Consider the following 14,403-nt stretch of genomic DNA (forward strand, 5'->3'; position numbering starts at 1 on the left):
TCGGAATAAGGGGACATTTTAGGTCAGTTTGCTACTTAGTGATTCACCATCTTCATTGCAGCATCACTATATCGCTCACCGATTACAGGGTATTGTTTAATTAATGCATTAATTTTTATAAGATCGGCGTCGGTTAGTTCAACTTCGATCGCACCGGCATTCTCTTCCAGGTATTTTCTTTTTTTGGTTCCGGGAATAGGAATGATATCCTCTCCTTGTGCCAAAACCCAGGCTAATGCAAGTTGTGCAGGCGTGCAGTTTTTGGTAGCTGCAAATGCAGCAAATTCCGTTATTAATTTATTGTTATTCGCTATATTTTCTTGCTGGTAACGTGGCAAAGTTCTCCTAAAATCGTTTTCGGCCAGGGTATTTACATCAAGTGTATTGGTAACCAGGCCTCGTGCCAATGGAGAATAAGGTATAAGTGAAATGCCAAGCTCGCGGGTTGTTTGCAATATGCCATTTTCAACATCCCGTGATAGTAGTGAATATTCACTTTGCAGTGCCGCAATCGGATGAACAGCCTGCGCTTTCCTGATGGAAGCGGCAGAAGCCTCACTTAGTCCAAGATAACGCACCTTTCCTTCTTTTACCAGATCGGCCATGGCACCAACGGTTTCTTCAATGGGCACATTAGGATCAACCCGATGCGCGTAGTAAAGGTCAATGGTATCAATCTTCAGGCGTTTCAGGCTCTGTTCAACTGCAATTTTTATCCAGGCAGGAGAGCCATCAAAATATGCTCCTACAGCGCTGCTAGGTGCCGCTACGCCATCCTTAAAACGAAAACCGAATTTTGTTGCGATAAATACCTTATTGCGGTTGGGTACCAGTATTTTAGAGATCAGTTCTTCATTGGCACCGTTGGCATACATATCAGCTGTATCCCAAAAGTTGATACCCAGGTCGAGGGCTTTCTCCAGGGTTGCCAAACTTTCTTTATCATTTGCAGGGCCATAGGCAAAGCTCATGCCCATGCAGCCAAGGCCAAGTGCAGATAGTTGTTCGTCTGTTGTTCCAAGTTTTCTGTATTTCATAGTGATATAAATTATTAATCAAATGTAGGTATTACAATGAAAACACGACTTATAGCCATTGTGTTACAATGCATTTATTTCAAAAGCTTAACAAGTACCAGAAATCCGGGGATGAATTGTTGGCCGGAACAATTTGAATATTGAACACGAACGATCTTTGATACCATCGGACATGTTATCATGAATATCGAAAAATGTATGGAATAAAATTATTTTCCGGACGATTTTACTCCCTTCCAGATTAGCGGTACTGGACTTTTTCGAGTAAAGAAACAGTGTGTGAGAGGTTTTGGATGATTTTATCTTTAAGTTCGATAGTTTTGTTCTTCTCACTTAACAGGCTTTTAAGCCTTTTGATTTCTTCTGCCGATGCTTGTTTTTCTTTTTGATTGAGCTCGGATAACAGCTTCCCCTTTTCGTAATAACTGAAAAAATTGTAACCCAGTATTTCACTCACCGTAGCAAGCAAGGAAACATCCAGCGTGGAACTATTGATAATTTCCTGTGCCTTGGTTTTGCTAATGGCCATTTTTTCTGCGAACATGGAAACAGAAATCTCTTTGGCCTTCATTTCCTTCCAGATCATCAATCCTATATGTACACTCATTATCGACTCCGTTTTAAAATTCAAATTACCTAAATGTTGGCCTATTCCGGAAAAATTAGTGTTAATGATAACCAGTCTAATTATAACTTTCTACTTAGCGGGTTAATTCTTCCGTTTTTTATGAATATTTTGATGATAAGGTGCGAAACCTGTCTGCAGAATAATATAACTGCAACTTCGCTAAATCAGGTCAATGCCCTTTTTAACAGGTGCTGAAGAATTGTGAGAATTCATTTACCTTTGCAGCTTTAAAACATTTCAACTTTACGGCAATAAATGAAACATCTCAATATAATAGTAACGGGTAAAGTGCAGGGCGTAGGTTTTAGGGAAACTACTAAAATTATTGCCAACCAGATGATGGTAAACGGTTTTGTAAGGAACGAAAAAGACGGGTCGGTTTATATCGAAGCAGAAGGTGAAGAAATTTTTTTAGAGGAATTTGTAAACTGGTGCCACGAAGGACCTGACCGCTCTCGTGTAGAAAATGTGGTGGTAAGCGATGGTGAAGTAAAAAACTATCGTAATTTTGAAGTTTTAAGGAAATAAATTGCTGAATTGTTGGATTGCTATAGTGTTCCGGTAATGGAGCTTATCTCAATACGCAATGCTCAAATCTCAATATTAAATGTCGGTATATAAAAAATTCCTTGGACAGACCATGATTTATGGTATCAGTACCATTTTTTCGAGGTTGTTCAATTTTATTTTAACACCTGTTTACACTGGTGTTTTTGCGCCTGGGGTTTACGGTGTTTTTACCAAAATGTTCAGTTATGTGTCTATCATCAATCCAATATTGGCTTTTGGGATGGAAACCACTTTTTTCAGGTACTTAAATAAACATGAAGATCGGAAGCAGGAAGTGTATAACAATAGCTTTTTGGTAATCGCATTTATATCAACCCTTTTTTTAATTACCGCATTGATCTTCTCCGATTACCTGGCTAGGTATACTTTAGATGGAAATATAGCGGAATTGGCTGATCAAAAATCTTATGTGCATTATTTCGTATGGATATTGTTCGTGGATGCCATCAGTGTTATTCCATTTGCCAAATTAAGGGCAGATGGAAAGCCTTTTAAATATAGCTTAATCAAATTCCTTAACATAGGGACCTTTGTAGGCTTGAATCTTGTGTTCATCTATGTTATACCATTCCTAATCAAACATGATATCGTAAGCGGATGGTTTACTTCATGGTATAAAGGTCGTTGGGTAGGTTATGTTTTTTTAGCCAATTTAATCGCAAGTATAGCTACATTGCTCATGCTTATCCCACAGTTTTTAGAAATCCAGTTTAAATTTAATAAAAGTTTATTCAAGAATATGCTGGGCTATAGCTGGCCTGTACTGGTGGCCAATTTATCGTTTATTATAAATGAGAATTTAGACAAAATTTTATTGGGGAAATACCTGCCGGACAGCATTGCCAATCATGATGTTGGTATTTATGGGGCCGTTTGCAAATTGGCTATTTTCATTAGTATTTTTAATACGGCTTTTAGGTTAGGTGCCGAACCATTTTTCTTTAGTCATGCTAAAAATGCAAATGCAAAGCAAACTTATGCTAATATCCTGTATTACTTTGTGCTCGCTTTATCGATTCTTTTTGTGGGCTTGACCGCCAATATCGAAATTATCAAACATTTTATCAATTCAAGGTATTGGGTAGGACTCAACGCAGTTCCATTCTTGTTGTTCGGTTATGTTTGTTTAGGTATTTATATGAACTTATCGGTATGGTACCGCTTATCCGATCAAACCCGGTATGGTTTATATATATCTTTGGTAGGTGCAGTTTTTACCATTGTCATGAACATTGTTCTTATTCCTAAATTTAGCTACATGGGCTCTGCCTGGGTATCAATGCTGACCTATTTCATTATTATGGTGATTTCTTATTTGCTTGGACAAAAGCATTACCCTATACCTTATCAACTTAAAGCAATGAGTGCCTATATTTTGGTTTCCATTGTGATGGTATATGTATCATTTTGGGTATTTAAACGTAATATTTATATCGGAAATAGCATTTTAGTCCTATTTCTTCTGGGTATTTTCTATTTTGAGAAGAATAATGTAATAAAAATGCTAAAGAGGTAAATCTGCAGAATCAGGCATACAATCTATTATCTCAGTTAAAATGGAAATAAAAATTATCAATACATCCGGACATCCGCTTCCACAATACGAAACTGCACAGGCAGCAGGCATGGACCTCAGGGCGGCAATAAATGAAGAAATTATTTTAAAACCTTTGCAACGTGCATTGGTGCCAACCGGCCTGTTTATGGAGCTGCCTGTTGGTTACGAGGCGCAGATCAGGCCTAGGAGTGGATTGGCTTATAAACATGGCATTAGCATTGTAAATTCTCCAGGCACGATTGATGCCGATTACCGTGGCGAAATAAAAGTTTTATTGGTAAATTTATCAGATACAGATTTTAAAATCGTTAATGGCGATAGGATTGCCCAGATGGTCGTGGCCAAACACGAAACCGTAAGCTGGCAACCGGTTACGGAACTTGGCGGTACGGCGCGTGGTGAAGGAGGTTACGGCCACACGGGAAAATAAGTCTGGAGTTCGCAGTTTTAAGTCTGGAGTTCACTTTTTGATGTATAAAATGATATGAAATACAAAGTACATTTTCTTATCGGGGCTGCTTTAGTTAGCTTTCAGGCCTTTGGTCAGGGAGTAGTTGCGCCAGCAACCAATCGCGACAGCAATATGGTAAAACAATTGTTTTTTGCTGGTCTGCGTGAGAAAATGTCTGAAAATTACGTTGTAGCCTTCACCAATTTCAATAAAATTGTTGGATTGGATCCCAATAACCATGCAGCCTATTTCGAGCTGGCCAATGCGGACCTGCGTTTAGACAAGCTCCCGGAAGCCGAACAGCACATCAAGCAGGCAGTTAAACTAAATGCCGGCAATTTATGGTACTGGCGCTTACTCGGAGAGGTATATAAACGCACCAATAAAATGCCCGAACTGATCGATGTATTTAACCAGTTGATCCGTCTCGACCCCGAAAACGATGGTTATTATTTTGATAAGGCCAATGCCCAGTTTTTAGCCAACCAGCTCGATGCCGCTAGAAAAACCTACGATGAAATTGAAAGTAAGTTCGGCGATTCCAGAGACCTGGTAAATGCCAGAAAGCGACTGCAATCTAACGGTAATGCTACTGAAAGTGATATTGTAAAATTATTGGAAGGCAACCAGGCCGATGTAAAGAACTATTTATATGCGGCAGGTTTACTTTTACAGAAAGGGAATGACCCGGAAGCATTAAAAGTGCTCGTTAAAGCGCAGCAGTTAGAACCAAATAACTTTGAGGTAAACCTCGCCCTTGCTGATATTTACCGCAAGCAGAAAAACGAAGCAGCAGCTTTTGCTGCATTAAAGCTTGCTTTCGAAAGCAGCGAAATGCCCTTAGCTGAAAAGGTTAAAATTATTATGACCCTGTTCCTGGAGTTGAACCGGCCCATCGTTGCAAAAAACACAACTGAGCTGTGTAAACTGCTTGCTGAAAAAAATCCGGGCGATGCCAAGGCTTTGGCACTTTATGGCGATGTGCTTTACCAGCAGAATAACCTGAAGGATGCATTGGTGCAATACCAGGCTGCTTTAAAACTTAACGAGCAGGTTTATGCGGTTTGGGAACAGGTAATCAATATCCAGACTTTGCTGGGCCATTACGAAAGCGCCATTAAAGTTGGCGATGAAGCTTTAACCATTTATCCCAACCAGGCCAGTTTGTATTATTATATGGCTTATGCATTATATAAAACCGGGAAATATGAACTCGCGCAGGGTAACCTGAAAACTTCATTACAGCTGGATGTAGAAAATAAGAGCCTGCAGGCACAGATTTATGCTTTACAGGGCGATATTTATATCAACCAGAATAATTTTCAGGCCGCTAAAACCGCATTCGAAAAAGCCATTTCTTTAGAGCCGGATAATTACCTCATCCTGAATAATTATGCCTACTACCTGGCCTTAAGGAATGAAGATCTGGCCAAAGCGGCCAAATATGCCGAAACGGCGGCCACGGCCATGCCAAACAACCCTTCGGTTGTAGATACCTATGCTTTTGTCCTGTTTAAACAGCAAAAGTATGATCTTGCAAAAACCTGGATAGAGAAGGCCTTGCAAAACAATAGCGCTAAAAACGGTGTTTATTTGGAGCGGTTTGGAGATATACTTTTCATGAAAGGCGAAAAGGATGCTGCAGTAATCCAATGGCAAAAAGCAAAAGAGGCAGGAAACGGATCAGAAGTATTAATTAAAAAGATAAATGAAAAAAAATATTTTAAGTAGCATATTCCTATTTGGAGCAGTAGTTTTTGTTTCAGCATGTAAGCCTAAAAAAGAAATTGTAGTTGCCCCACCAACCAAAACGGAATCTAAAACCGATAATTCCAAGGCAGAAACCCTGACATTATTAAATAGCAAACAGCTAAAGTTTAATACCCTCTCTTTAAAAGCGAAGGCAAGCCTCGATATTGGTGGCGATGCAAACGATGTAACCATGAATTTTAAAATGAAAGACAAGGAAACCATCTGGGTGAGTGTTACTGCTTTAGGAGGATTAGCCGAAGTGGCCAGGGCATTGATTACGCCCGATAGTATCAAGATCATGAACCGCCTGAAAAACGAATACCTCAAAAAGCCTTTCAGCTATGTTTATAATTTCACCAACAAACAGGTAAATTTTAACACTTTGCAGGCCGTTTTAACCGGCAACGCCATGGGCGAATTTTTAACCCCGCAATCTGACCTTAAACTTGAAAATGGTGTTTGGGTAGTATCGGGAAGCAAAGAAGAACTTGATTATAAATTACTTTTCAATACTTTGTTAAAGGTTGCCGAAACCAATTTAAATGATGTTAAAAACGGTCAGGCTTTAAAGGTTACCTATTCAGATTATCAAAAACTGAACGAATTTTTATTCCCCGGTTCATTACAAATCAAAACCTTGTCGAAGGCAAAAAAAATAAACATCGACCTCCAGTTTGTTAAAATTGATGGCAATGTTCCTGTCGATTTTCCGTTTAATGTTCCAAAGAGATTTTCGGTTATAAAATAAATTAATCTTTATTTAAATTGGTCACCGGCCAATAATTGCGGTTGTATAAGTGCGGGATTGTATTGATCCTTGCATTATATGAAGATTGAGTGAAGACCGTTCTTTAATAAGTAATTATGACTTTAGTATCTCGATTTTAATATTTTTTACTGCAAAATTTTTATACTTTTGGCTTAATGAAGCTACACAGACTCCTATTTATCCTTTTTTTTAGTGCGTTAACCCTTTCGGCCGTTGCACAAACTGAAAGTCAGCTCAGAAGGAAAAAAGAAGCTATACAGCGTGAAATTGAACAGCTTCAGAAAAATCTGAACAAAACGGCCAATGGTAAGAAGCTTACCCTGCAGCAGATTAATACCATAAATGCGCAGATCAGGTTGCGCCAGGATAAAATTGGTACCATCAATTCTGAAATAAAAAATCTTGATAACCAAATCTCTCAGAACACCAATACCGTACATACATTGCAGGGCCAGTTGGGTGATCTTAAAAAAGAGTATGCAGGCATGATCCGTTTTGCACAGCGCAACAGGAATGCATACGATAAGATGATGTTTATTTTTGCATCAAAGGATTTTAACCAGGCATATAAAAGGATAAAATATTTACAGCAATTTAGCCAGTATAGAAAAAAACAAGCGGGTTATATCGAAAGTACCCAAAATGATCTTAATGGCAAGATCAGGGTTTTGGATAAAACGCTTAAGGAGAAAAGTAACCTGTTAAAAGAACAGGAAAGGGAACGTGAGCGTTTGGGCAAAGATAAAAATGAACAGTCTGTTGTATTAAGCAAGCTGAGCAAAGATGAAAAGCGGTTTAAACAGGATATCGTTGCCCGTAAAAAACAGCAGGCCCAGATAGACAGGGCCATTAGTGCGGCCATCCAAAGGGCAATTGAAGAAGCGAGAAGAAAAGCAGCCGAAGAGGCCAGGAGGAAGGCGGCAGAGGAAGCGCGTATTGCTGCAGCCAAAGCCAAAGCAGAAAACAGGCCGGCGCCGGCAACGCCAACAGCACCTGCTGCCAAATCAAAATCAACAGCAGAATTGCTTACTGCCACACCAGAGGCCGCCAGACTATCGGCAGGCTTTGAAAACAACAAGGGAAGATTACCTTGGCCGGTTGCAACCGGAACCATTACCGAACGCTATGGTATGCACAAGGTAGATCAGGCCACCTATACCAATGATGGAGTGGATATTACCACAAGTGATGGCGCAACCGTTAGGGCGGTATTTGCAGGTAAAGTAGCCGCTGTACAGGTATTTATGGGCAGAACGGTGGTGCTGATCAATCATGGTGAATACTTTACCGTTTACCAGAACCTAAGATCGGTAAGTGTGAGTGTAGGTAATTTAGTAGAAACCAAACAGGCAATAGGAGTGGTGGCCAATACAGGGGATGATGCCATACTTAAATTCCAGATCAGGAGAGGCCAGGCGGCTTTAAACCCTGAGGCCTGGATTAGTAAATAGATTTTTAAATTGTTTATATTTGTATAAATTATATTAGTGATGTATCAAGGCACGTTATTAGAGTTTTTAAACATGGGGGGATCGGAGATCGTACTCATTTTAGTGGTGGTTCTCCTGCTGTTCGGTGGTAAAAAACTGCCAGAGTTGGCAAGGGGGCTTGGAAAAGGGATCAGAGAGTTTAAAGACGCGTCGGAAGGGGTGAAACGCGAGATCCATAGAAATATTAATGCAATGGATTTAGATAAAGAAGAAGCGGAAGAAACAGCGGTAAACAACCATAATCAACGTCACCACCCAACAGAAGAAAGTACTGTTGACGAAAAAGCTGCGACAAATACCCCGCATGCTGATGGAGGAACTCCGGTTGATGAAAAAAATGTAGCAGACAATCAAAAAGTTTAAACAAAAAAGTTATGTTAAATACAACAATAGCAGCAATGCTTGGAACACCAGAAATTATCATTATCGCGGTAGTGGTTTTGTTACTGTTTGGTGGTAAAAAAATTCCTGAACTCATGAGAGGCTTAGGTAAAGGTGTTAAAGAATTTAAAGATGGTAAGGACGGTGTTGATGGCGATCAGGTAGATCCATCTAACCGTGATAAAACTGTTTAATTGCAATAATTTTTAGTTTTGAAGAAATACAGCTCTTTAAAAGAGATTCAAGCGCTCATTTCGCAAAAGCAACTAACTTTACCCGATTTATTAGCTTATTATTTTAAGCAGATTAAAGATAAAGAACACCTCAATGCATTTAACGAGGTGTTTTTTTATTCGGCCGGGGCTCAGGCGAAAGCAATACAGCAGAAGATAGAAGAAGGTACCGCAGGCAGGCTTGCAGGGATGGTGATAGGGATTAAAGACAATATCTGTTATAAAGACCATATTGTTACCGCATCTTCAAAAATGCTCGAAGGCTTTGTATCTCCATATTCATCAACGGTTGTTGAACGCTTGTTACAGGAAGACGCCATTATTATCGGACGTTTAAACTGCGATGAGTTTGCTATGGGCGGCTCTAACGAAACTTCCTATTATGGTGCCGTTAAAAATGCGGCAAACCCTGAGCTTGTTCCCGGTGGCTCGTCCGGAGGTTCGGCCGTTGCCGTGCAGGCCGATATGTGTTTATCCGCCCTTGGTACAGATACCGGAGGTTCGGTGAGGCAACCGGCGGCTTTTTGCGGACAGATTGGCCTCAAGCCCACCTATGGCCGTATTTCAAGATATGGTGTTATCGCATACGCCTCATCATTCGACCAGGTTGGCCCCATTACTTCGTCTGTTGAAGATGCCGCTTTGCTTTTACAGGTTTTAGCGGGCGCTGATGAGTACGATTCGACCGTTTCGCCCCTGGCTGTTCCCGATTATCCTGCACATTTAAATACACACACGAAGCAAAAAATAGCGGTTTTAAGAGAAACCATCGAGAGCGATGCCCTTGATCCTGAAATTAAATCGGCCATTTTAGCTTCAATCGAAAAACTAAAAGCAGACGGACATCATATAGAATATGTTTCTTTTGATCTTTTAGATTACCTGGTTCCGGCTTATTATATTTTAACCACAGCCGAAGCTTCTTCTAACCTTTCGCGTTACGATGGTGTGCATTATGGCCACCGCAATACCGAAGCAAAATCATTAAACGAACTGTATAAATTATCGCGGGCAGAAGGTTTTGGTGAAGAGGTAAAACGCCGCATCCTTTTAGGTACTTTTGTTTTAAGTGCCGGATATTACGATGCCTATTATCAAAAAGCCCAGCAGGTTCGCCGCCTTATACGGGAAAAAATGGATGCTTTATTCCAGGATTATGACCTGATCCTTTCTCCTGTGGCACCAACGGCAGCGTTTAAAATTGGCGATAATGTGCAGGATGCCCTGGTGATGTACATGGCCGATATTTTTACCGTGTTGCCATCCCTGAGCGGAAATCCGGCTATTGCGCTGCCTTTGGGCAATAACGAAGCAGGTTTACCGTTAAGTATTCAATTTATAGCCAAACATTTTGAGGAAGATCAGCTTTTAGCTTTTTCTCAGGCATTTTTAAAATAGGCATTAGCTCATTGAGCTTGTGCAGTAACCGTCAAAAAAAGAACTGTAGCAAAACTTTTACTGATTTTTGATCGGTAACGGAAAGTTACGGCTTAATTTTAATTCAGTATCATTAAAAATGGTGCAAAAATAGCGTTCGGCATTGACGGGACTGAATAAACCAATAGCCCATGATTAAAAAAATTATTTTTGCTTCAGTTTTTGCTTGCTTAGGATACTTTTCTTCCGCTTCAGCGCAACAAACCCTCAAATTAGATAGTCTCCCTAAGGTACACCACAATATTTTTATCAATACCGATACCGTAGCTGTACCTGTAGTTTCTGAAAACCCCTTAACAATGGGTGGGAACTTTATCTATAAACTCAGGCTCGATTCCATCACGAAAACCGTTCCGCTTCCTTACAATGAATACGTTCAACAGTATATCGATATTTATACCAAACGTAAAGACATGTTCGGGAAAATGATCGGCTTATCCAGCTATTACTTCCCTATTTTTGATAAAGCATTAAAAGATTATAACATCCCGCAGGAAATCAAATATTTAACCATTGTTGAGTCGCAGATGAATCCGCATGCCATTTCGCGTGTGGGTGCAACGGGCATCTGGCAGTTCATGTTCGGTACGGGTAAGGCCTATGGTTTAAAAATGGACAACTTTGTTGATGAACGTAAAGATCCGATACAGGCCAGCTATGCAGCAGCAGCTTATTTTAGGGATGCTTTTGAAGAACTGGGCGATTGGCTTTTGGCCATTGCCGCCTATAATTGTGGCAAGGGAAATGTGAACCGGGCCATCGATAAAGCTGGATCAAGAGATTTTTGGGTAATCAGGCAGTTTTTACCTAAAGAAACCAGGAATTATGTGCCGGCCTTTATCGCCGCTGTGTACGTAATGAATTATTCGAACAAACACCAGATCACCGCCCAGGCTTCGAATATGTTCCTTAAAACCGATACCGTTCAAACTACCCGCTTTGTTTCTTTGTCAACGCTGGCAAAAGTGCTGAACATTGAAGAAGCAGCCATGATGGCTTTAAATCCATCGTACAAGAAAAAAATTGTAAACGGTACCGATGATGAGCCCAAGCGGATCGTAATGCCTAAATTAAAGGACGCCGATTATGCCGGTATTTATGATGTACTGAACAACCAGGAAGTGGATGTAAGCATGAAAGTGGTGGCTGCCAGTACTGATGATGTAAGAGATTTAAGAAAGAAAAAAACTAAAAGTGTAGCTGCATCTGCTGTAGTTTATCACAAAGTTACCGCCGGGCAGAACCTTACTGCAGTTGCTGATAAATATGGTGTAGAAGTACAGGATATTAGGGTTTGGAACGGACTAAAGAGCAAAACTTTGGTGCCCGGACAGAAATTAAAGATCTACGCTAAAAATCATAAACCTTTAAAAGCACCTTCGTCATTTTTAAGTTATAAGGTAAAAACAGGCGATACCTTATCAGAAATTGCAGAGAAATTTGATGGTGCTACTGTACAAAGCATCAGACGCGATAACCGTTTATCAAAAGCAGGTTTACAGGTTGGAATGATTTTGAAGATCAGTAAGGGGTAGTGACCATACCCACCTCGCGACATGATTCGGACAGCCCCTTCACCACCGTATTTTGTTGTATCAGTGGGAAGATTTCTAACAATTAAGCATCGTAGGCGATCCTTTATGGTCAAAGTATAAGCTATTTAAAGCTTTCGTGGGTAAAGCCATTATGTTCTTATTTAACTTTTTTTGAAAGGCTTTTATTTTAAGCCTCATAAAAAGAATTGTACCTTTGCACGGTCACTAATAAGTTACTTAATGAGTAATACGAATAGAAAGCAAGATGCATTGGATTACCATTCGCATGGGCGTCCGGGAAAGATACAGGTAGTACCCACAAAACCTACAACCTCACAAAGGGATTTAACGTTAGCATACTCTCCGGGAGTTGCAGAGCCCTGTTTAAAAATCGCAAACAACAAAGAAGATGTTTATAAATATACCGCTAAAGGTAATTTAGTTGCAGTAATCAGTAATGGAACAGCCGTTTTGGGCCTCGGTAATATTGGCCCTGAAGCCGGTAAGCCCGTAATGGAAGGTAAAGGCCTTTTGTTTAAAATATTTTCTGATATCGATGTATTCGATTTGGAGCTGGATACAGAAAATGTAGATGATTTTGTAAAAATTGTTAAAGCATTGGAGCCAACTTTTGGCGGAATCAATCTCGAGGATATCAAAGCTCCAGAATGTTTCGAAATCGAGCGGCGTTTAAAACAGGAGATGAGTATTCCTGTTATGCACGACGACCAGCACGGAACGGCCATTATTTCTGGTGCAGCTTTATTGAACGCCTGTGAAATCCAGAAAAAAAAGATCGATAAAATTCAGGTAGTAGTAAGCGGAGCGGGTGCTGCAGCTGTTTCCTGCTCAAAAATGTACCTGAGTTTAGGGGTTAAAAAAGAGAACCTCGTGATGTTCGATATCAATGGTTTAATTGATATCCACCGCACCGATCTGGACGATATCCGCATGGGTTTTGCAACGACCAGGAAAATTGCCAATATCGGCGAAGCAATGAAAGGTGCCGATGTTTTCATTGGTCTTTCGGCCGCAAATGTAATTTCTCCGGAAATGTTGATGGGTATGGCTAAAAACCCTATCGTTTTTGCCATGGCCAATCCTAATCCTGAAATTGCCTACGAATTAGCCATTAAAACCCGTAAAGACCTGATTATGGCTACCGGCCGTTCCGATTATCCAAACCAGGTAAACAATGTACTGGGTTTCCCATACATTTTCCGGGGGGCATTGGATGTTAGGGCAACCAGCATTAACGAAGCCATGAAAATAGCTGCGGTAAGGGCTATTGCCGAGTTGGCTAAAAAATCGGTTCCTGAAGCTGTTAACTTAGCTTATAATGCACGTAACCTTAAATTCGGTAAAGATTATATCATTCCAAAACCGGTTGATTTCAGGTTGATTACCGAGGTTTCTACCGCGGTGGCTAAAGCTGCCATTGAGAGTGGCGTGGCCAGAAAAATTATTACCGACTGGGATGCTTACAATGAAGAATTAAGGAAACGGTTAGGTTTGGATGATGCCATTATGAGGGCCGTAACCACCAAAGCAAAAATGGCCCCTAAACGGGTGGTGTTTGCAGAGGCTGATAATTATAAAATCTTAAAGGCCGCGCAGATTGTCAAAGATGATAACATTGCTATTCCGATCCTTTTAGGTAATAAAGATAAAATACAGGCCATCATTGATGAGCATGGTTTGGAACTGGAAGGTGTTGAGATTATCGATCAGATGCAGAATCCCGATAAAACCAAACAGTATGCCGAGGCGCTGTTCAGGAAGCGCCAGCGTAAAGGGGTTTCTTCTATGCGCGATGCGACCAAATTACTGAGAGACCGTAATTACTACGGAGCATCGATGGTAGAATTTGGCGAAGCCGATGCCATGATTTCGGGCTTAACCAAAAACTATGCGGCCACCATTAAACCTGCATTGCAGGTAATCGGTGTAAAACCAGGCGTAAAACGCGTGGCCGGTATGTACATGATGATGACCAAAAAAGGTCCTGTTTTCTTTGGCGATACCACCGTAAATGTTGATCCAACTGCAGAGGAACTGGTTGATATTACTTTATTGATTGATAAATCGGTAAAACAGTTTAATATCAAGCCACGTATTGCATTGTTATCTTATTCAAACTTTGGTTCAAATGATGGGGTAACTCCCAATAAAGTAAGGGAAACGGTTAATTTACTTCATAAAAACCACCCTGAAGTGGTGGTAGATGGCGAGATGCAAGGTAATTTTGCCATTAACAATGAATTGCTGAAAGATAACTTTCCTTTTAGTACATTAGCGGATGCCCCGGCAAACACGCTTGTGTTCCCGAATTTGGAATCGGGAAACATTGCATACAAATTGTTACAAGAGCTGGGAGGCGCCGAAGCGGTTGGTCCGATCTTGCTTGGATTAAATAAACCTGTTCATATTGTTCAATTAGGCAGTTCTGTGCGCGAAATTGTAAATATGGTTACTATTGCAGTTGTAGATGTTCAGGCAAAAGAAGAAATTGAAACATCAAAACGAAAAGGTATATTTGGAAAAACAATTAAAAAGTAGCAT

13 protein-coding genes are annotated in these 14,403 nt (G+C 40.4%); 11 read left to right on the plus strand and 2 right to left on the minus strand.

Annotated features, from left to right (window positions below):
* Nucleotides 1-35: 35 nt before the first annotated feature.
* Together GGQ60_RS18775 and GGQ60_RS18780 are read right to left on the minus strand one after the other, a co-directional pair.
* Entirely contained in the window at nucleotides 36-1,037 is a 1,002-nt protein-coding gene (locus GGQ60_RS18775) for an aldo/keto reductase (protein WP_183767286.1), read from the minus strand.
* Nucleotides 1,038-1,278: 241 nt separating this feature from the next.
* Nucleotides 1,279-1,644: a hypothetical protein gene (locus GGQ60_RS18780; RefSeq protein WP_183767288.1), complete on the minus strand. Its 366-nt coding sequence runs from the start codon at nucleotides 1,642-1,644 to the stop codon at nucleotides 1,279-1,281.
* Between the two features lie 276 nt (nucleotides 1,645-1,920).
* Here GGQ60_RS18780 and GGQ60_RS18785 point away from each other — a divergent pair, with 276 nt between their 5' ends.
* The 11 genes from GGQ60_RS18785 to GGQ60_RS18835 all read left to right on the plus strand — a co-directional run bounded on the left by GGQ60_RS18785 (nucleotide 1,921) and on the right by GGQ60_RS18835 (nucleotide 14,400).
* Nucleotides 1,921-2,193, plus strand: coding sequence for an acylphosphatase (locus GGQ60_RS18785; RefSeq protein WP_183767290.1), 273 nt, complete (start codon nucleotides 1,921-1,923; stop codon nucleotides 2,191-2,193).
* Nucleotides 2,194-2,272: 79 nt separating this feature from the next.
* Nucleotides 2,273-3,751 (plus strand): lipopolysaccharide biosynthesis protein, encoded by a 1,479-nt coding sequence (locus GGQ60_RS18790; protein ID WP_183767292.1) that lies wholly within the window; start codon nucleotides 2,273-2,275, stop codon nucleotides 3,749-3,751.
* Nucleotides 3,752-3,791: 40 nt separating this feature from the next.
* Entirely contained in the window at nucleotides 3,792-4,223 is a 432-nt protein-coding gene (gene dut, locus GGQ60_RS18795) for a dUTP diphosphatase (protein ID WP_183767294.1), read from the plus strand.
* A gap of 54 nt (nucleotides 4,224-4,277) precedes the next feature.
* Nucleotides 4,278-5,975 (plus strand): tetratricopeptide repeat protein, encoded by a 1,698-nt coding sequence (locus tag GGQ60_RS18800; protein ID WP_183767296.1) that lies wholly within the window; start codon nucleotides 4,278-4,280, stop codon nucleotides 5,973-5,975.
* On the plus strand, nucleotides 5,953-6,744 hold the full coding sequence (lolB1, locus tag GGQ60_RS18805; protein WP_183767298.1) for a lipoprotein insertase outer membrane protein LolB1: 792 nt from the start codon (nucleotides 5,953-5,955) through the stop codon (nucleotides 6,742-6,744). Before GGQ60_RS18800 ends, lolB1 begins: the two co-directional genes overlap by 23 nt.
* Before the next feature lie 176 nt (nucleotides 6,745-6,920).
* The gene (locus GGQ60_RS18810) at nucleotides 6,921-8,216 is read left to right on the plus strand and encodes a murein hydrolase activator EnvC family protein (protein ID WP_183767300.1); all 1,296 of its coding nucleotides are present in this window, start codon (nucleotides 6,921-6,923) and stop codon (nucleotides 8,214-8,216) included.
* Between the two features lie 39 nt (nucleotides 8,217-8,255).
* On the plus strand, nucleotides 8,256-8,618 hold the full coding sequence (locus tag GGQ60_RS18815; protein ID WP_229685162.1) for a Sec-independent protein translocase subunit TatA/TatB: 363 nt from the start codon (nucleotides 8,256-8,258) through the stop codon (nucleotides 8,616-8,618).
* 11 nt (nucleotides 8,619-8,629) lie between these two features.
* Nucleotides 8,630-8,830 (plus strand): Sec-independent protein translocase subunit TatA/TatB, encoded by a 201-nt coding sequence (locus GGQ60_RS18820; protein ID WP_029986031.1) that lies wholly within the window; start codon nucleotides 8,630-8,632, stop codon nucleotides 8,828-8,830.
* An 18-nt stretch (nucleotides 8,831-8,848) separates the two neighbouring features.
* A complete protein-coding gene (gene gatA / locus GGQ60_RS18825; RefSeq protein ID WP_183767302.1) occupies nucleotides 8,849-10,267 on the plus strand; it encodes an Asp-tRNA(Asn)/Glu-tRNA(Gln) amidotransferase subunit GatA in 1,419 nt (472 codons plus the stop codon).
* A gap of 170 nt (nucleotides 10,268-10,437) precedes the next feature.
* The gene (locus GGQ60_RS18830; protein WP_183767304.1) at nucleotides 10,438-11,841 is read left to right on the plus strand and encodes a lytic transglycosylase domain-containing protein; all 1,404 of its coding nucleotides are present in this window, start codon (nucleotides 10,438-10,440) and stop codon (nucleotides 11,839-11,841) included.
* 240 nt (nucleotides 11,842-12,081) lie between these two features.
* A complete protein-coding gene (locus GGQ60_RS18835) occupies nucleotides 12,082-14,400 on the plus strand; it encodes an NADP-dependent malic enzyme (protein WP_183767306.1) in 2,319 nt (772 codons plus the stop codon).
* Nucleotides 14,401-14,403 lie beyond the last annotated feature (3 nt).

This window comes from Pedobacter zeae, assembly GCF_014196715.1.
GTDB lineage: Bacteria > Bacteroidota > Bacteroidia > Sphingobacteriales > Sphingobacteriaceae > Pedobacter > Pedobacter zeae.